Below are 19,118 nucleotides of genomic sequence, written 5' to 3' on the forward strand. Positions count from 1 at the left end.
AACTCACGGCAAACGAGTAGAAAATCACAACGTCAATCCAGAGATGCAGCGTTTAGCAAAGCCTTTGTATAAGGATTCCTTTCATGCTCATAAAGCTTACCTAGTTCAAACTGGTCAACCATCGACCCTTCCTTCAGGACGATAATCCTCTCACATAGAAAGGTGACCGCCCTCATGTCATGCGAGATAAATAGGATCGTTATGTTTAATTGTTGCTGTAGTTTTTTTAAGAGAGTAAGAATTTGAACTTGAACCGTCACATCCAGACTCGCAGTTGGTTCATCGCAAATGAGGAGTGATGGTTCAAGACTGATTGCTCTTGCGATACTTACTCGTTGCTTTTGACCTCCGCTAAGTTCGCCTGGGTAACGATCGGCTAGACTACTATCAAGACCAACTAGGCCTAGAAGTTCTCTTGCAATATCTTTATCTGAAAGTCCCTCCACATCAATAAAAGAAGGTGTGAATTCTTTGTAATTCTTAAGTTGTTCTAGCAGGCTTTTCCAAATGGGAAGCTTAGGGTTTAAGGCACTGGCGGCGTCTTGGAAAATCATCTGGACATTCTTACGGTACGCTCTTAAGGGAGCACGTTTCTTAGGCGCAATCGGACTTCCTTGAAAGGTGATCCCTCCATCCTGATAGGTTTCTAGACCAATCAAGATTTTGGCTAATGTACTTTTTCCGCTCCCACTCTCTCCAACGATTCCAAGAGACTCACCTTGTTCTAGCGAAAAAGATAACTGTTTCAAAGCGTGCACGTTTTTCGAATACTGTTTTGATAGGTTGTCTACTACGAGAATGCTCATAGAGAATACACGCCTTCAGTCGTCGATGCTTGTCGTTCCTCGGGAAGTGACAATAACGAGGAACAAAGCTTTTTCGTGTAGGGGTGTTGATGGTGGAATCGGATTTGCTCTGTGGGCCCATCTTCCACGATCACTCCCTCATACATCACATGAATTCGGTCAGACCACTTATACGCTTGTGCAAGATCATGCGTAATCATCAAAACGGCACAGTCCGTTTCTTTACGGGCTTTATCAATATACTTCAGCACCTTTTCACCATTCATCAAATCTAATGCTGTCGTCACTTCATCACAAATGAGAATGTTCGGTTTTAGCGCTAGGGTCATTGAGATGGCTGCACGCTGCACTTGGCCTCCGCTCAATTGAAAGGGATAGCTATGATAGACCCGCTTGGGATCCAAACCCGTTTCTGCCAGTGCAAGAAGAGCCGCTTCTTTCGCTGCCTTTTTGGAGATGGATTGATGAGTACGGATCGTTTCGATTAGTTGTTTTCCAATCTTGATATAAGGTGTAAAGCTTCCACGGTAGTCCTGAAAGATGATGCCGATTTCTTTACCAAGTAATTGATAATGCTCGTTTCTACTCAGCTTCACTAAGTCCTGCCCTTTATACAAAATCTGCCCTTCCACCGTCATCTCTTCAGGTAGAATTCCGAGGATCGCTCTCGCGGTCAAACTTTTTCCGCTTCCACTTTCCCCGATCAAAGCAGCCATTTCCCCTTTCTCAATTTCCATATCGATGCCTTTAAGTAAGAGTTCGCCGCTCCTGCTTTCAATGGTTAAGTTGTTAACCGTCAGTAAACTGTTACTCAAATCCGGCCCCTCCCTCTTCGAATATCAAACTGACTTTTCAGACCATCTCCTAAAAGGTTAAAACAAAGCACGGTTAGCATGATCGCTATCCCAGGGTAAACCATTAACAAAGGTTTCACCTGAAAGTAACTTCTGCCGTCATTAAGCATAGCTCCCCATTCTGGGATCGGCGGTTGTGCGCCTAGACCGATATAGGAAAAGGAAGACACGAGAAGAATCACTTTTCCAACATCAATGGCTGCCATAACAATAATATCTGGTATCACTTGGGGCAAGATGTGCATGCGAATCGTCTTCAAAGAACTTGAATTCGCTGTTTGCGAGACGAGAACATATTCCTTCTGTTTTTCCGTGAGAACAAGTCCGCGGACGACGCGCGCGTACACAATCCATCTAACAAGAACGATCGCAATAAGTAGGTTCGTTAGATTTGGTCCAAGGATACCAGCAATCGCAATCGCCAGGATGAAATCAGGAAACGATAAGATACCATCTACGATTCTCATGAGAATGGCATCCACTTTACCTCCAATATACCCGGAGATGAGACCAACTGGCACGCCAATCAGAATGGCGACAACGATCGCAAAGGTACCTAGTCCAATGGTGAGTTTGGCGCCATATACGATTCTAGCAAGTATATCCCGACCAAGCTGATCGGTACCCAGCCAATGGGTTGCAGAGGAATCTTGCAGTCTATTCCCCATATCGACTAGAAAAGGATCATGAGGAACAAGCGCCCCACCAATCAGCGTCACAACCATGATGAAGACGGCGAGCAGAAGGCCGAGGACTAGATTGACGTTTCCTAGTGACAACGATGTTCGGATAACGGCTGTTTTCATCACATGGACTCCTTTCCATTGTTTAGTTGAGGATTGATGATGATGTACATGAAATCCACCACTAGGTTGGATAGAACAACAAGAAAGCCAATGATCAGAATATAGCCCTGGATCACAGGGTAATCACGCTCCATCACTGCGTTCACGATCAACTCCCCCATTCCAGGCCACGAGAAGAGGATCTCAATAACGGTTACACCGCCGAGAAGGCTACCAATGCTTAATCCGAACATCGTAACGAGCGGGATTAGACTTCCCCTTAAAGCATGAGAGAAAATGATTCGATTCTTCCTTAATCCCCGTGCTTTAGCGGCTTCGATGTACGAGCTTTGCAGTGTAGCGATTAAACGCTCACGCAATAGCCTAATATAAAGGGGAGCCATGGCGACCCCAAGTGTGACGGAAGGCAGAATAAAGTGAGCGAGTGTCGCCTTTCCCATCACAGGCAGAAGATTCAATTGCAAAGAGAAAACATAAATCAACATGAGACCAAGCCAAAAACTGGGGATCGAAGCCCCCGTCAAAGCGGTCCACCTGCTTAGATAATCCGGCCATCGCCCTTCATAAATCGCTCCCAGCATCCCCATCGGCACGGCTATGATAAAAAGCACAACCAAACCGCCGATGGATAAAGAAAGAGTCGCCGGCAGCTTTTCTAGAATCAGGTCCAAAACCGGTCTTTTGGAAATCAAAGATTCACCTAGATCCAGTTGAAGAACACCAATGACCCACTCGCCATACTGTTCAAGAATGGGCCGGTCAAATTTGTATTCCTGCATTAACTGTTCCTCATCTGCTTTCGTTGCAGCCATATCGTCTACCTTCAACATGGTTCTGATCGGATCTCCCGGAGTAATCTTCATTAATAGAAAAGTGATTAGAGAGAGAACCAGAACCATGATAACCAATTGAAGCATTCTCGATCCGATAATGAGTAGAAATTGTTTCATATTGTTCACCTTCTAACCTATAAATGATCGTTCCACGAGAAAAGTGAAAGCATCAAAAGATACTTTCACTCTTCGTCTATTCAACATCCATTTCATTAGTAATCAAATAATACTCTTCTGATCCCGGCTTCCAATTCTTCACTCGTTGGTTCACCCCTACAATAATATGAGGATGAAGAATGAAGGATTGCGAAACCTCTTCTTGAATGATTTCAACTGCTCGTTTCTGCAATTCATTCCGTTTTTCAAGATCAGCTTCTTTGTTAAGCTCCTGAGTTAGGTTATTCACTTCAGGGATGTTGATCTGCCCTGGATTTAAAGAACCGTCAGGCAAATAAGCTACATTAAAGAAATAGCCACCATCTCCGCGAGGTGCCGTTAAATTGGAATAGGTAACAAGATCCCATTCTTCTTGCTTCTCCCACAGGTAACTGTCAATGTTCTCAACTGTCACAACGTTCACCTTGATTCCTAGATTAGCAGCCTCCGACTGAAAGTATTGAGCCATCATTGGAAGTTCTGGCCTACCTTCATACGTTGCTAAAGTCAATTCAAGTTGCTTTCCGTCTTTCTCCAGGTTTCCATCCGCATTTTTCTCATAGCCTGCTTCTTTTAAGAGCATCTCCGCCTTCGCAGGATCATAGGCTACAGGCTCTTCCTCGCTTGCAAACTTGAAATCCGGATTAAATGGTCCGCTCGCAGCTGTAGCATGACCAGTCATGATTTCCTCAACACCAACCTCCCTGTTCACTAACAGATCCAGCGCTTGTCGGACTTTCACATCCTGAAGTTCAGGCTTGGCTGAATTATAGAGGAAGAAATGGACTCGTAAACTAGCAACCGACTCAACACGCAGTTCATTGTTACTCTCGATCGGTTCCAATGATTCTGGAGGCAGGTGATACGCGATATCCGCTTCCCCCGATTGAAGCGCTAGGGCACGAACATTTCCATCGGAGTTGAATGTGATGGTTACATCATCCAAGTTGGCCTCTCCATCCCAATACTCGGGATATTTCTTTAGTTGGATTTTTTCTTCAGAGGAGAAATTCTCGACTTGGAAAGCACCCGTAGCAATCGGCTGTTCACCAATATTCTCAGCATCTGCTTTAATGATCGATGCATTCGTGTGAACGAGTTCTGATAAGAAAGCAGGGTACTCTTCTGTTGTCTTAAAGGTGACTTGCTGTCCGTCTACTTTTATTTCGTCAATCTTCAAAGCGGAAGCTAGAGCTTCATTCACTTCAATGGCACGCTCAAACGAAGCTTTGACCGCTTCTCCGTCCATTGTGGAGCCATCATGAAACGTCACATCATCTCTTAATGTAAAGACCCATGTTGTTTCGTCCTTCTGCTCCCACGATTCAGCAAGCCATGGCTGAATCTCAAGATTCTCATCGATCTTTACGAGCGTTTCCGCTATTCCAGCACGCACGCCCATAAAATCTTGATGCGGATCGATCGTTTCTGAGGCAAAGCTGTATAACATTGTTAATGACTTATCTTCTGAGGTTGATTCACCCTTCTCTTCTCCCTCTGTCCCTGACTCATTCGCGCAACCTGTGATGATCAATAGCAGAACTAGTAGCAGCCCCGCTATCGTTTTTTTGTTTTTCATTACTCTTTTCTCCTTTAGTATTAGATTGTTATGTAGCTCCCATCACCATGCAGTGAACCGATTAAAACAAAATCATTACGATTTAAAACCAAGAGAAGTCCCGAAATGCTAAATGAACAAGCCTCGCCTGCAAATCGTAACCTTTACTATTTACAATTAACTACTATACTTAGAGGATGTCCTCCCGTCAATAACTAATTATCCTCTACTTTTTCCATACTGGTATAAATGACACTTTCGCTCTTCCTACCGGCTGTTTTTTGCGAGATAGTAAGATACATGAGGTCACGATGAGAACTCCTCCCGTTACAGTGAGTAGACTAGGCACCTCTGCCCAGAAAAGAAAGCCCCACAGGATGTTAAACACGATCCCTATATAACGAGCGATTTCAACGACTACCACACTTTCATGTGTAAAGGCCTTCGTTAAGAATACCTGCCCGAGCAGGGATACTACGCCAATTCCGACTAGAATAGACAGCTCTGTAGGCGAAGGAAGCACAAAATTGTTCCACATCAAGGGAATGGTAACAAGAGTACCCGTCGCCAAAAAATAAAACACGATCTCAAATGAATGATGCGCTTTACTTAGAAAGCGAATGCTCGTTGCGGCAGCTCCTGCAAAAAGAGCACTTGCCACACCAACGAGGGCAAAAAGGGAGTATGCTGAGTACGCTCCAGGCTTCGTTAACAACACAACTCCAACAAGAACAAGAGGCAAAATCAGTATGACTCGCTTAGAAACCCGTTCTTTTAAGAACAGATAGGAAAAGAACACCGCAAAGAATGGTGACAAATGCGCGAGAATGCTTGCATCAGCGAGTGGAATCTTTGAAATGGTATAGAAGTACGCTAGTAAATACAGCGCTCCAAACAGGCCGCGCAACATCAAAAATGGAATCCCTTTCCTCGAGAATTGAACCTTGCTTCGCTTCATGAAGAAATAGATGAGAACCGTTCCTATGAAACTTCTAAAAAACACGATCTCTGAAGTTGGCACGGTGTCACTTATGCTTTTGACGAGCACGTTCATAATACTGAAAATCAATGATGATAGAATAGCTAGGATAACTCCATTTTTCATAATATCTCTCTTTCCTTACTTCTCATCCCTCTGATCGGCTCACCTTTCAAGCATTGCCATTCGTGAACTTTCTGCTCGAACAATTGAATCAATCGGAAGATTTCTGGCATGCTGATCCCTCTTTCGACGCCCATCCGGTGCATCTGCACTAGATTCATATAGTCTTCAAACGGGATCCTAGGTACGCTCCATTCCCCAGACGCCGTTCTCGAAATTTGTGGATAAGGTACTTTTGAGAAATCAAAATATGCTCCATTCGAATCAGGTTTTGAAAAGGGATCAATCAAGATGGAAGCATAGCGAATATATAATAAGTACTCTTGCTTAACAGGTTCGAATTCATTGAACCCCTCTAGATCAGACCGTGACAGCGACTCATCGTGTACAGGGTAGTTATCGTCATTAAGAAATTGAAGTAAATTAATTGGGTTTCCCCCTAGCTCCACGACGAGAGCGGAAATCTCCTTCCACAGTTTCACCATAATTCTAATGGTATCTTGCGTAATGGGTCCTTCCGGATAGAGTTTGTACAGGGATTTCAGAGATTTAGTCTCAGAAAAGATTTCATTCAATGAGAATCGATTGATAAAAAACGCAGGATGAACGTACGTCGTAATGTTCCGACATTCCACATCAATCGGATTTTCCTTTACCACCGTCTCAATACCAGCTTCTTCTAGTAACCTCTCAACATGGTGAAGATGAAGACCCCTTTCTTTATTTGTAGCAAGGTAAATCCGCTTTTTCACCGCCTTCGTAAACGAAACGATTTCACTGTCAGGTAAGAATTTAGTAGCAGCAAAATAAGTAGAAGAGCTAATCACCTCAATGCTACGACCTGATTCGCGAACCAACTGACTAACCAGATCGTTCGATCCAACTACGGGTGATAATAAAATAATCGTCTGAAGCTGTGTTAATTTTTCAATACAAAGACTCTGAAGAACGTCATGGTAGCTGTAGCTTGGAACGCATACGACCATCGCGTCAAATCGATCGTCTACGCTTGCTAACTCATCATAAAAATGCGCAATCTTGACCTCGCCAGAAAGAAAAGGCCGATTAGGTGCGATCGCAGTAATCACATTTCCAGATTTCTTAAGCTGATTTTGTACTTCACTCGAATGAGATCCATTACGATTTACAATCGACACTTCTCCCTGCCAGCTCTTCGCTACAGCAACGGCTGTTTGTATCGCAGCGGGACCTGCCCCGACAATCAACGTATGCTGTACCCTCATATCAACACCTTGCTCTCTTTCTCAAGTACGAGTGTTTCGTAAATGCTGTCACTGTTCAGATGAGGGACAGAACGCTTGAGCCAGTTACCTGTGATGATGTCATCGAACGGATAATTAAAAATCGATTTCAAACCGTTTCCAAATCGAACGATCACCTTCGTCCCTTCCCACACCTTCTCCTTAAGAACCTCGATGACTTCATGTTTATCTTTCACAAGAGAAGCAATAAAAACATGAGTAATCGTTTGAAAATCATGTTGAGCGTTAATATCCCCATGCAGAAACGCAATCTGATTTTCGAGACCAGATTGACGCGCCACTACCTTCGACAACTCAATGGCTTCCTGATCGATGTCTAAGCAAATCACATTCGCCCCTGTCTCTTTCGCAATCGTTAAGGCCGTTGTCGGAAAGGCTCCTGATCCTATAAACAGAACGTTTGATTCACTATGTATGCCAAAATTGTGGTATTCATCTCTGACAGACTGCGCCAAAGCCGACACGTATTGTCCAACTGGGAGTCCTGCCTGCTGAGCTCGAATGGACTGGTATTTCTCTACGTCACATAGAGCGTTAACGGATGTTTCACGAAGCTGCTCTGAAAGTTCCTGAACTTCCTCTAACGCGCTCCACTGGTCCCATTTCAAAATGTTCTCCTCATGATTGATGAACGCACATAAATCATCCAATTTGCTCTTCAAAAGATCGTAGCACCCATCGAATTCCTTCGCATATCGAGCGAGTTCCGCAATCTCCACTTCGATCACTTTTAACGAGCAAAGGAGTTCATATTTTTCTTTCAAAAAAGTCACCTCACTTCTCAGTTTTAAACCGAAATGATTTCGATTTATAAAGTAAAGTATAAGTAAGTCTTTTCGCTCTGTAAATCAGTTTTTGCTTCATTTCATACAAATGATTCAATAGACCCTTTTATGATGCCGGAATCCATTTCAACTATGTAAAGAGCACTCAAACCGATAAAATGCTTTATCTAGTAACGCTTTCTAAGATTTTTATCCCTATTGCAAAATGTTATGACCTGGACTAATTACCTAAAAAGAAGTGCTGATGATTCAATTCATCAGCACTTCTTTTCAGTTTCTCTCTAAATGATGCATCAAAAGCGAAAAAAGAACTCCTCTCTCCAGGAGTTCTTCTATTTCATAATGATAAAACGATATTCAACTAAGATATATGAAAAACAAGACTACCATTCATTCTACTGTGCGCCTGTTTCCCATTCACCCTAACGCTACGTCCCTCCAGTAACTTCTCTGGAATCAAAACGGTTGTCGCGACACTACTTTTAACCGTAATCTCTAGTTCCCTATCCTTTGAATCTTCAACTTCCACTAGCCACTCATTGCCTAAATGATCTCCAACCGATATCTTCATCTTTTCAATCGGATATAGCCTTAAGGCTACATTCGTATAATGATTAACCTCATTTCCCACCCAGCTACACAATGCGTAGTTATCGTCACTATTCGTTACAACAGCACTCCCTGCTTTAGCATAGACTGGCATTTCCATAAGGGAGGCTTGAACACGTTTCACCATTGGTCCGGTTATAACTTCGCCGGTGAAAAAGTCGATCCAGGTTCCTTCTGGGAAGTAAACGTCACGTTCGACTGAACCTTCCTCAATAACTGGCGCGACCATAAGCGAGTTTCCGAAGAAATATTGATCGTAATTATCGCAAACCTTCTCATCACTCGGATATTCCATCACCATCGACCTCATGAGTGGATAGCCTTTTTCGGTTGCTTCCTTTGCTTGGTCATAAATGTATGGCAATAAATTCATACGCAAGTTCGCAAACTTTCGATAGCCAGAAATCGCTCGTTGATCGCCAGTTCGATCAGCGATATTCCAAGGAGTTCGATCTTGATTAAACTCCGCTTTACTCTCTGCGTGATATTGCATGATCGGACTAAAGGCAGCCATTTGAGCGGAACGAATAAACAGTTCTGCCGTGGGGATGTCGCCATTAAACCCTGCTAGATCCCAGCCCCAAATCGGAATACCGGAACTACCTGAGGACAACCCCGCTATAAGCGAGTGGCGGAATGCATCAAATGTCGAGCGTTCATCCCCCGCCCAGTGAGCAGGAAACTTCTGTGCTCCAGTATAGCCCGCACGACTAAACGTAAGTGCGTCGCCATTATGGTGTTTTGTCGCAAAATCATAATAAGCTTCAATATAATCATTTGGATAGCGATTCCTCATCTCGCTACCTGAAGAACCATCATGGAATTGCAAATCGCGTCCAAAAACAAATTCGCCACCGTCTGTCTTAAACCCATCTACTCCAATATCCATAAGATATTTACGTTTTTGAAACCACCACTTCTTTCCCTCTGGATGAGTGAAATCCATCAGCAGACTTTCTTTAAACCAATCTTCTCTTATACGGTAAGGTGCTCCTTGCCCATCCTTTACACAGTAGCCCTCTTCAGTCATGTGCTTCTCGTCAAGATCCTTTTGTGGATGCTTTTGACGGTTTAAATACTTCTGAATTGGAATTTGCCATAAAATAACCTTTAACCCATTGTTATGAAGATCATCGAACAATTCCTTAGGATCTGGCCAACGACCTGAGGCAGGATAACGATAGTCTTCATAATTATGAGCTTCCCCACCTGGCTTCAGATCATATTCTGCATCATTAAAAATGTAGTATGTCGCTTCATCACTCCATTGCTCGATAACAAGAACGGTCGATGGAATTTCGTGCTTATTTGTTTGTCTCACTTGCTCCCTGACTACAGCATCACGGTCCCAATTATTGCTAGACATCCAGGGACCAAACGCCCAGACAGGTGGTAATTGTGGTTTCCCTGTATGGAAAGTAAACTGTGAAACAATTTCCTTTGGTGTACCCGTAAAGAGATTGAACGATGAATGTAACAATTGGCTATGAACATCACAGCAAATCTTAAGTCGATTACTATAATGGTGAGCAAAGTCAAAGACTGAATAGTGGTCCGTTGAGAGATATAATCCGTATCCCTTTGAACTAATGAAAAAAGGAACCGGGAAATACGTTCGACTGCCTTGATCTCTATATTGGTTATACACATAACAATCAATCTCGTCACCACGGTACTCAAGCTTATGGTATCTCTCACCCATTCCAAAGAACCGTTCTTCTAATGGCGTATGGAAGTTCCACTCCACTCGTTGAATATAGCCATCAGCATTTTCTAGCCATTCGACAATTGGAAATGTGGATTCAGGGTAACTACTTAACAAAACCTCCGATCCACTACTAATTGAAAAGGAATCTTGCTGGACCTGAATTTGAGTCTCTCCGAATTCATAGCGCTTCTCCCCAGTTATTTCTTGAAAAGATAGATTTGGATCTTCATGTGTTATTCCAAATTCTCCAGACTTACCGAAAAAAACGTAAGCATTCCGCGTTTCGGTTGCTCCACATAACCATAGAAAGTCAGCATCCTTTGCGACTTTTTCAAACCTTTTTAATGCAACACGCTGGTAATAGTTCAGTACATAGCGCTCACTTTTTACACAACTGTTTTCTGTAGTAGCTTCAAACCAATATGTTACAGTGCTAGCATTGCTAGTAAGAGATCCCTGCCAGATAATATCGTTCTCTTCTTTAATCCATGCGCATGGAACTGAAGTTGTTTCGGTGCCATTATCACTAAACAACAACAGTTCAATGACTTCATTATGATCAATTCCAATAAGTTGACTCCGTACCGTGACCGTTTCTCCGACTTCAGGATCCCTTGGTGCACGTTCTATTGCAATCTGTTTGTACGGATTATCGTGACCGTAAGGCTGATGATGGATGATTGCTTCACCTTCCTGTAGCTGTTCTGTCATATACTCCGAAACAATCGCTTCTAACACGTTATAAAATGAATCGTTTTGGTTGTCTGTCAGCTTTGCTACTTTATAGTAATGACGAGCCTTATGCACCGTACCTTTTTCATAGAAATACCATGATAATAGCATTGCACTGCTAGCAGATGGCTTATGAGCACCTCGGTATGGAAAAACACCTTCATCAGTAACAAGTCGTTCTTCTATCTCTTTAACCGCTTCCACCATAACAAGGTCCTCTGGCGAAAAAAGACCAAACGGCATAACTGCAAATAACTGTTCGATTGCCACGTCCTTTATTTCTCGGGAACGCAGCAGCATGCCCCCTGCTAGATGATGCTCAAAAATAGAATCACGAATCGTTGTTAACAGAGGCTGAAGCTCCGTTAGTGAACCTTGATTTTTGAGTCCCATAAGAGCAGCATAAGATAAACTAACAACAGACGTATGAATTCCCAGCCGCTCCTCTTCCCACAGGGAACTATGAGACTTATTCCATTCAGAATCAACTCTAGTTATTCCTCGTTTTATGGTAGCTTCATAGGTTTTTAAAAGCGACTTCTCCTCAAATCGCCCAACCTGCTCTGTTAGTGCCCATAACCACAAAACCATTTCACAATAAGATGATTCTTCATTAGGCGAAAAGTCTTGAAGTATTCGATCAGCTTCCTTTTCTTTACCTTGAAGTTGCTTCAAATGAATTTTAAACAAAGAAGCCAGTGATGTTTTGGTTGTCATGATTCTCCCCTCCTTCTATATACTGTTCAAAACCTAGATTCAACCGTGTTGTTCAGCCTCCACTGCTTGAGTCCAATCCAGCTTTGGTCCTTTGCCAAACGCATGGTATATCGAAAAGGCTAGAAAACCTGCACAAGTTGCGAAATGATGACCAGTACGTGGCTCACCCGTGTATTCATCGATACTCTCACACGCGATCCCACCATCCATTTCTGTGCGCAGGATCAGATCACGTGCTTTCTCTTCTCTACCTGATAAGAAACTGTTTGCAATACTTAACACCCAAGGGTGGTTAGCATGCGCACATCCAAGTTCTTCAAACGGTTTTCCAACAAACGCGTATGAAAAGCGGTCAGATCGAATAAGGCGTAAGGTGTTTTGATAAATCGCATCATTAGATTTGCAGAATCCGTAATACACGAGGAGCTGCAGACTCCCAGGTGGCTCATCGTAAACATTGTAGTTGCCATTCAAATCAACTGACCACGCAAAACTAGGTCCAGTCTCTTCCTCGATAACGGTATGTTTATATATCGCTTGCTTTATCGATTCAGCCTGACGTAGAAGATTACTTGATTCTAAATGCACAATCGATTTGTCAGCATAGCGAGCAACAATCTGCATCACTCTCCAAACAAGTACATTATTGTAAGTTAGGTAAGGATACACAATCGGGTCATCCGTTGGCTGTAGGAACGTATCATATAAGTCAATTGCTTCATGCTTATGCTCATGGATCTTTTCAAGAATCTCCATGATACTTCCACTGACATACTCACGGTTAAGGTATGCCCAGTCTCCCGTATGCTGAATATAGCTATCGAGCGCAATAAGAGGGGCACATAATTCATCCAACTCGAATCCAGGCTCAAGAACCACTCCATCAATATACCGACTATGAACACCGATATTCCGTCGCTGTATGGTGAAAACATAATCAAGCATGCTCTTCGCGCGCTTCGGATCTGTCATTAGAATGGATGGAAAACTCCATAGCAAACTATCCCGGTCCCAATAAGCAGCGCTAACATAATAACGAGGGCTTCTTGATGTAACGAGAACATCTTCTTCCGTATCTAAGGTTTTCCCAGTTGCAAAGAAGTAATTGAAAAACAAATTGAGATTCATGACCTCATCAAGCGCCTGATCGCCTGTTGTTTGAACTCTTTTCTGAAGCCAGTTCTTCATATTAACCTTTAAATAATCTGTTCCCCTTCTCAACATCTCTTTTGCTGATGTTGCTGCTCCAACTTCCTCAAGACCTACTCCCCAGTAGAAACATAATTTTCTTTTCTCACCTGGAGCTAACGTTAGGTTTTGCTTTAAGTTGAACGTGATATTGTCATCTTCGTGAGAATACGTAGCAATATCTAAAGGAGTGCTCGTCATCGGAGCAAAAGAAAGAAAAGGGGCTTCATTGGAGAGCTCAAATAAGAAAGATCCATTCCAATCACTTTCATACACACTCTTTGTCGCGTTCACTTTCTTGCTTTCATTAATCGTATGTAACGTTTCTAACCAATTTCCTTCCATTCCCCATTCGGCCACTTTTACTACATCACTTTCATTCGTCAGAGAGAGATGATAATAAAACCCTCTTTCTTCAACCGGGCTTACAATTTCTCCTTCAAACAGAAGCTGATTCGACCTTCCGTTAAAAGTTGGAATCCAGTAATCTTCTCGCCCCCATTCGAAGTCCCACTCGATCGTTCCATTATCGATCGTTACAACTGGCTTTAAGAACGGTTTTTCTTTCGAGCCACAAAGCTCCAGTATCCCTCGATATTTCATACTCAAGACGTTGATATTCTCAATACTTCCGTCAGTAGCTAGAGTTGGAATAGACACTTGTTCGTTCCCAGTCGGCAGGTAGCTAGTTTTTTTCATTTGGCATGTTCCTCCTTTTAATAGAGTGCGAACTGAAGGTGACTACTTGTTTCAGTTCGCACGAATGGATTTATTCAGAAATCAACTTTTGAATCGTTGGCTGCAAATCGTTCAATGCTTCCTCTGGAGATTTGTCACCAAGCTTAACCTGATCCAGTTCCTGAGTGAATGCGTCAGTTAGCTTATTCCAATCTTCAATAACTGGTGGGACGACCAATGTGTCGAGTGCTTCAAAGACGACTTCTCTACTTTCAGGAGGTGTCTGGTCAATGTAATCTTGCACTAATGCATCATTGCTTACAGCCGGAAGCTCCCATGAACTATCAATGCGTATTTGTGCTGCTTCTTCACTAGCACTCATGAACTTTAACCATTTCCATGCTGCTTCAGGATGCTCACTATCTTTCGATACAGCGAGTCCATTTGCGAAGAAGTGATGCGCTTTTTGCGTATTTCCTGGCTCGAGGGCGATATCCCAGTTAAAGTCCGCTTCTTTAAACGAGTCCATCATCCAGATACCAGTACGTAGCATAGCTACTTTTCCATTTAGAAAAAGATCGCTATCTGACTGACCCGACATAGATTCATCTGAAGGAGTCACTTCATACTTGTTCACCTTATCTGCCATCCATTGTAGGGCTTCAATATTCTCAGGGCTATTAACAGTCGCTTCCGTCTTATCTTCATTTAAAACAGCACCACCATTTTGTGCGATCGTCTTATAGAACTCCCAGAACTGAAACGGTGCATACGTGCCCCAGATACCTTCCTTCTGATCTGTTAGCTTTTCTGCTGCTGCAAGTTCCTCATCCCATGTCCAATCTGCTGCAGGGTAGTCAACTCCTGCTTCATCGAAAAGATCTTTGTTGTAGAACATCACTACATTCGAAAAGCTCTCTACCATACCGTATTGCTTACCATCGTGCTGAAATGCTTCATAAGCCTGCTGATTCAACTGGTCAGGACTGAAGTCGCTATCTTCTTTGATCAGTGAATCCAATTCTTTCAAAGCGCCTTTAGAAGCGTAGTTAACGAAATTCTCATAGTTAAGCTCAAACGTATCAGGCGCGTCCCCACCTGCTAGACGCGTTTGAAGCTTTGTAAAGTAATCATCAAATGCTGCCATCTCGTAATTGATCTTAATCGTCGGATTTTGGCTTTCGAATTCTTCAATCATCTTCTTTAAATCTTCCTCATGTGCTTCCCCTGGCGTGAAAGTGAAATAATCGAGTGTAATCTGACCGTCTTCTGTTCCTGAATCCTGTGTCGCATCTGATTCAGCAGAACATCCAGCTACAGCTAGTAATAGCAATGTTAGAATTGTTATTTTTGAAAACAACTTTTTCATGTGTAAGCTCCCCTTTTTCTTTAATAGACTCCCCTGTTACTGAACTCATTTAAGAAATAGTTCTTTGCACCACCACCTTGAATGCGTTCTCAATTTTGTTAAAAGAAACGAAGGCCTACTCCTTTAAACCACCCATTGTTAATCCCTGAATGAAGTAATTTTGTGCGAATAAATACACGGCTAATACAGGTAGAACACTAATCACAACACCCGCCATCATTAAGTTCCAATCCGTTTCCCACCTACCTTGTAACATCGATAGCCCAAGTGGAAGGGTCATCATATCAGAATCACTTACAATAATGAGCGGCCATAAGAAGTTGTTCCATGACTGCATAAAAGCAAACACGGTTAGCGTAGCGAGGGCAGGCTTCGCAAGTGGAAGGATAATCTGCCAGTACACTCGAAAGTGACTCGCCCCATCGATGAATGCCGCTTCCTCTAGCTCCCGTGGAATGCTTATGAAAAATTGTCGGAGTAGAAAAGTTCCAAATGCGTTAAACATTCCTGGTAGAATCAGTCCTTCATACGTATTAATCCAGCCTAGATATTTCATGAGAATAAACTGTGGCGTCATCGTCACCTGTGCGGGTACCATCAGCGTTGCCAAATACAATAAGAAGAGAAAATCTCGTCCTCTGAATTTCAATCGCGCAAATGCATAAGCAGCCATCGAACAGAGAATAAGCTGACCAACTGTTGACACAGAGGCTACTAATAAACTATTTCCTAAAAATCGTAGAACAGGAAAGGCCTGCGTCACTTTCATGTAGTTGCCCCAATTAATGTCACTTGGAATAATCTCAGGTGGCAGTACCATCGTCGCACCCTGTGTTTTAAGAGAGGTTGAGATCATCCACACAAATGGAACGATCATCACAAGCGCACCTAAAATAAGAATGAGATAGAATAATCCCTTTTTGAGGATCGTGCCAAAGGATCGTTTAGTAGATTGCGCGGTCTTGACTTGCTGTTGTTTTGTACTAATTTCCATAATCCACCCACCTTTTCTGGAATTTCATTTGAACAACGGTCACGATAAAGATAATGAAGAAAAGAACCCAGGAAACGGCAGATGCATAGCCCATCTCGTAGTATTCAAACGCATGCTTGTAGATCCTCTCAACAAGAACAGATGTAGAGCCAGCAGGTCCTCCACCTGTCATGATCATGACCTGATCGAATACTTGAAATGAATTAATGAGTGAAATAATTAAAACAAAGAATGTAGTTGAACTAAGGAGTGGAAGTGTGATGTGACGGAATTTCTGTGTAGGTGAGGCTCCGTCCATATCAGCTGCCTCGTAGAATGTAGGGGATATGCCTTGTAACCCTGCTAAGTAAATAACCATTACAAAACCAAGATCTTTCCAAACGCTTGTTAGAATAATAGCAGGCATTGCCCATGTTGGATCCTGTAGCCAAGCAGGTCCTGCTACTCCAATTAAAGACAATCCGTAATTGATAAGTCCGTATGTAGGATTAAACAACCATTTCCAAATGAGTGAAACTGCTACCCATGACGTAATCACCGGTACGAAATAAGCTGCTCTGAAAAAGACTCGTCCTTTGATTTTCTTGTTTAGAATTAACGCGATCGCGAGTGCTCCCGTCATCACTAACGGCAAGTAACCAACTATGAAATACAGCGTGTGAACGAGCGCCGACTTAAACTCCTCATCATGCAGCAGCGCTTTATAGTTCTCCAAACCGATCCATGAAGGATCTGAAATTAAATCCCATTCGGTGAAGCTTAGACCAAATGAGGCAAAGATCGGGATCCCAATGAAAAAGATGAATCCTGCAAAGTTTGGAAGTAGAAATAAACAGATCACTAGAAATTTTTTAACACCTTTATCACCAACCACAATATCCCTCCTTTGCAGATTAACTTAATAATGATGGTGTTGATTCATAGATAGGTGGTTGAAAAAGTTGATTAATAGCGAGAATCGCTGCACCCTTCACCCATGCATCATTACCTAGCCTAGAAATCAAAACCTTCGTTTCATAGCGGTCATGATAGAAGAAATTCTTCTTCGCCTTCGTAATAGCCGTTGGCAAAAAATACTCCTGAGCGATCATCCCTTCTCCAATAAGGACGATTGTTCCAGGATTAAAGCTATTAATCGCGTTGATTAATCCAATTCCTAAATAATAACCAAGCTTATCAAACAACACGATAGCCATCTCATCGCCTGCTAACGCAGCATCATAAACACTGTCGAAGGTCAATTTCTTGTTAAGCAGTATTGAATTTGGATAGGAACGAAATAACACGGTAGATTCCTGTTCAAGAGCGATCGTTGAAGCGTACATCTCAAGACAACCTTCCTGCCCACAGTGACAAGATCTACCATCTACTTGAATAATCGTATGACCAAACTCACCAGCACCGCCAAATTCACCAGAGTAAAGCTTTCGGTCAATCACGATGCTCATCCCAATTCCGTCCCCAATAGAGACACAGATGAAATTGTTTTGATGGAGTCCATGTCCTTTTTCGACTTCTGCATACGTGTAAGCGTTTACATCATTATCAATAAAAACAGGTTTTTGGAACACATCTTGTATTGGTTTAGATAACGCAACGTCTTCCCAGCCTAATAAAGGTGAACGAACAACGAGACCTTTCTTGCTATCAACAAGACCTGACACAGCGACGCCTATTCCTTCAACTTGATCGATCTTTACTTGTTGTTTCGAAAGTAATTGCTCAATGGTGTGAATGATGAGTTGTATAATCTCGGTGGGAGAATCTGTAGGATGAAAGGGAACTTCTAGTGAGTGAATAATAGTTGCATCTAAATCTGTAAGTGCTAACACGAGGTGGTCTTTCATAATTTTGACGCCAACAGCATAAGCGTATTGCTTGTTAAATTCTAATAAGATCGGTCTCCTTCCCCCTGTCGAATTCGCAGCGCCAGTTTCAAAAACGAGTCTACTATTCTTTAGTTCCTCAACGATTTTGGTAATCGTAGATAAACCAAGTCCAGTCTGAGTTGAAATATCAGTTCGACTAAGCGGGCCAACTTTCCTGATGGTATTAATGACAACGGAACGATTCATATCCTTAATCAACGCTTTATTTCCTATCCGAAGTTTCGTCATTTATCTAACTCCTTGTCTTATTCTAGGTTCATTGTAACTTTCTTTCTTCAGTGAAGCAAGTTATTTTTATAATATTTAGAAAACTTATTGCGTTCATTAAAATAAAACCAAAAAAGCTATATCCATTAAGTGTTAGAAGAACACGCGATGGATACAGCAGGTTTTACGAATCTCTTTTTGAAAAACCACTTTATAAGACCCCCCAAAACTAATCCCAATACCAAATTTCAATCACATATTTCGAATGAGGTAAATAGTGAACCTCAAGTACCTTCCCCTCATATTCATCTTCATCAAGAATTTGTCTATTCTCTAACCTCTCACCTTGGATTGTGAGGTACTGAGAAATGTAACCTCTATTAACAGACGTATGTATTCCTGCTCTGCCTTTAACCACTTCATGATTCTCCTTATAATAATTCGGGATATCAAGAAAATAATGAAGGACACCAACATTCATAAATAATACAATTCCCCCAACAGAAACGCCTATTAAACACACCCTAAGTAAAAAAGCCTTAAGATAGTAAAAGGGATCCTTCACATATAATTTCTTCTTAAAGATCGCTGCAATGCCTACTAGCACGAGTCCAACAAGCGTCATTGCCCACCAAAGAACATAGCACCAAAAGTAACTATTAAACATCATTAAAGCAAAGTAGATTCCTAGAATGACCCATTGGTATGGTTTGGATTTCCTTCTGTCATTCTCCAGGTTTTGATAGAATTTCGTTAGATTCTGTTGTTCTCTCATTGTATTTCGCATCCTTTACGTAACAGCTATCTCCTCTCTTGGATGGCGTTTCGTGAATATTGCTTCATA

Annotated in this window: 15 protein-coding genes; all 15 read right to left on the bottom strand. The window is 42.3% G+C overall.

Translation table 11 applies throughout. From position 1 onward, the window contains the following. Nucleotides 1-32: 32 nt before the first annotated feature. The 15 genes from AB986_RS08230 to AB986_RS08300 all read right to left on the bottom strand — a co-directional run bounded on the left by AB986_RS08230 (nucleotide 33) and on the right by AB986_RS08300 (nucleotide 19,049). Nucleotides 33-806 carry an ABC transporter ATP-binding protein gene (locus tag AB986_RS08230; RefSeq protein WP_048310372.1) on the bottom strand — a complete coding sequence of 258 codons (774 nt, stop codon included), beginning with the start codon at nucleotides 804-806 and terminating at the stop codon, nucleotides 33-35. Next, nucleotides 803-1,621 (bottom strand): ATP-binding cassette domain-containing protein, encoded by an 819-nt coding sequence (locus tag AB986_RS08235; protein ID WP_048310373.1) that lies wholly within the window; start codon nucleotides 1,619-1,621, stop codon nucleotides 803-805. The genes AB986_RS08230 and AB986_RS08235 overlap by 4 nt, the downstream gene beginning before the upstream one ends. Next, complete coding sequence (gene nikC / locus AB986_RS08240; RefSeq protein ID WP_048310374.1) at nucleotides 1,618-2,466, bottom strand: nickel transporter permease; 849 nt, start codon at nucleotides 2,464-2,466, stop codon at nucleotides 1,618-1,620. Before nikC ends, AB986_RS08235 begins: the two co-directional genes overlap by 4 nt. Further along, nucleotides 2,466-3,416 (bottom strand): nickel ABC transporter permease, encoded by a 951-nt coding sequence (gene nikB, locus AB986_RS08245; RefSeq protein ID WP_048310375.1) that lies wholly within the window; start codon nucleotides 3,414-3,416, stop codon nucleotides 2,466-2,468. Before nikB ends, nikC begins: the two co-directional genes overlap by 1 nt. A 76-nt stretch (nucleotides 3,417-3,492) precedes the next feature. Beyond that, a complete protein-coding gene (nikA, locus tag AB986_RS08250) occupies nucleotides 3,493-5,034 on the bottom strand; it encodes a nickel ABC transporter substrate-binding protein (RefSeq protein WP_048310376.1) in 1,542 nt (513 codons plus the stop codon). Nucleotides 5,035-5,239: 205 nt separating this feature from the next. Continuing rightward, entirely contained in the window at nucleotides 5,240-6,118 is an 879-nt protein-coding gene (locus tag AB986_RS08255) for a DMT family transporter (RefSeq protein WP_048310377.1), read from the bottom strand. Next, nucleotides 6,115-7,359, bottom strand: a complete 1,245-nt coding sequence (locus tag AB986_RS08260) for an opine metallophore biosynthesis dehydrogenase (protein WP_048310378.1) — start codon at nucleotides 7,357-7,359, stop codon at nucleotides 6,115-6,117. Before AB986_RS08260 ends, AB986_RS08255 begins: the two co-directional genes overlap by 4 nt. Continuing rightward, a complete protein-coding gene (locus AB986_RS08265; RefSeq protein ID WP_048310379.1) occupies nucleotides 7,356-8,162 on the bottom strand; it encodes a nicotianamine synthase family protein in 807 nt (268 codons plus the stop codon). Before AB986_RS08265 ends, AB986_RS08260 begins: the two co-directional genes overlap by 4 nt. 382 nt (nucleotides 8,163-8,544) lie before the next feature. Beyond that, the gene (locus AB986_RS08270) at nucleotides 8,545-11,949 is read right to left on the bottom strand and encodes a TIM-barrel domain-containing protein (protein WP_048310380.1); all 3,405 of its coding nucleotides are present in this window, start codon (nucleotides 11,947-11,949) and stop codon (nucleotides 8,545-8,547) included. Between the two features lie 39 nt (nucleotides 11,950-11,988). Continuing rightward, the gene (locus AB986_RS08275; protein ID WP_048310381.1) at nucleotides 11,989-13,836 is read right to left on the bottom strand and encodes a glycoside hydrolase family 125 protein; all 1,848 of its coding nucleotides are present in this window, start codon (nucleotides 13,834-13,836) and stop codon (nucleotides 11,989-11,991) included. Between the two features lie 70 nt (nucleotides 13,837-13,906). After that, nucleotides 13,907-15,184 (bottom strand): ABC transporter substrate-binding protein, encoded by a 1,278-nt coding sequence (locus tag AB986_RS08280; protein ID WP_048310382.1) that lies wholly within the window; start codon nucleotides 15,182-15,184, stop codon nucleotides 13,907-13,909. A 115-nt stretch (nucleotides 15,185-15,299) separates the two neighbouring features. After that, nucleotides 15,300-16,061 (bottom strand): carbohydrate ABC transporter permease, encoded by a 762-nt coding sequence (locus tag AB986_RS08285; protein ID WP_236690362.1) that lies wholly within the window; start codon nucleotides 16,059-16,061, stop codon nucleotides 15,300-15,302. Nucleotides 16,062-16,167: 106 nt separating this feature from the next. Beyond that, nucleotides 16,168-17,052, bottom strand: a complete 885-nt coding sequence (locus AB986_RS08290; RefSeq protein ID WP_048310384.1) for a carbohydrate ABC transporter permease — start codon at nucleotides 17,050-17,052, stop codon at nucleotides 16,168-16,170. A 19-nt stretch (nucleotides 17,053-17,071) separates the two neighbouring features. Beyond that, nucleotides 17,072-18,295 (bottom strand): ROK family protein, encoded by a 1,224-nt coding sequence (locus AB986_RS08295; protein WP_048310385.1) that lies wholly within the window; start codon nucleotides 18,293-18,295, stop codon nucleotides 17,072-17,074. 208 nt (nucleotides 18,296-18,503) lie between these two features. Further along, the gene (locus AB986_RS08300) at nucleotides 18,504-19,049 is read right to left on the bottom strand and encodes a hypothetical protein (RefSeq protein ID WP_048310386.1); all 546 of its coding nucleotides are present in this window, start codon (nucleotides 19,047-19,049) and stop codon (nucleotides 18,504-18,506) included. Nucleotides 19,050-19,118 lie beyond the last annotated feature (69 nt).

Source organism: Guptibacillus hwajinpoensis (assembly GCF_001039475.1).
GTDB classification, from domain to species: Bacteria; Bacillota; Bacilli; order Bacillales; family Guptibacillaceae; genus Guptibacillus; species Guptibacillus hwajinpoensis.

Coding starts and splice junctions, on each gene's coding strand:
- AB986_RS08280 (WP_048310382.1), bottom strand. CDS start 15,184: ATGAAAAAGTTGTTTTCAAAAATAACAATTCTAACATTGCTATTACTA.
- nikA (WP_048310376.1), bottom strand. CDS start 5,034: ATGAAAAACAAAAAAACGATAGCGGGGCTGCTACTAGTTCTGCTATTG.
- nikB (WP_048310375.1), bottom strand. CDS start 3,416: ATGAAACAATTTCTACTCATTATCGGATCGAGAATGCTTCAATTGGTT.
- AB986_RS08295 (WP_048310385.1), bottom strand. CDS start 18,295: ATGACGAAACTTCGGATAGGAAATAAAGCGTTGATTAAGGATATGAAT.
- AB986_RS08230 (WP_048310372.1), bottom strand. CDS start 806: ATGAGCATTCTCGTAGTAGACAACCTATCAAAACAGTATTCGAAAAAC.
- AB986_RS08275 (WP_048310381.1), bottom strand. CDS start 13,836: ATGAAAAAAACTAGCTACCTGCCGACTGGGAACGAACAAGTGTCTATT.
- nikC (WP_048310374.1), bottom strand. CDS start 2,466: ATGAAAACAGCCGTTATCCGAACATCGTTGTCACTAGGAAACGTCAAT.
- AB986_RS08300 (WP_048310386.1), bottom strand. CDS start 19,049: ATGAGAGAACAACAGAATCTAACGAAATTCTATCAAAACCTGGAGAAT.
- AB986_RS08285 (WP_236690362.1), bottom strand. CDS start 16,061: ATGATCGTTCCATTTGTGTGGATGATCTCAACCTCTCTTAAAACACAG.
- AB986_RS08255 (WP_048310377.1), bottom strand. CDS start 6,118: ATGAAAAATGGAGTTATCCTAGCTATTCTATCATCATTGATTTTCAGT.
- AB986_RS08270 (WP_048310380.1), bottom strand. CDS start 11,949: ATGACAACCAAAACATCACTGGCTTCTTTGTTTAAAATTCATTTGAAG.
- AB986_RS08260 (WP_048310378.1), bottom strand. CDS start 7,359: ATGAGGGTACAGCATACGTTGATTGTCGGGGCAGGTCCCGCTGCGATA.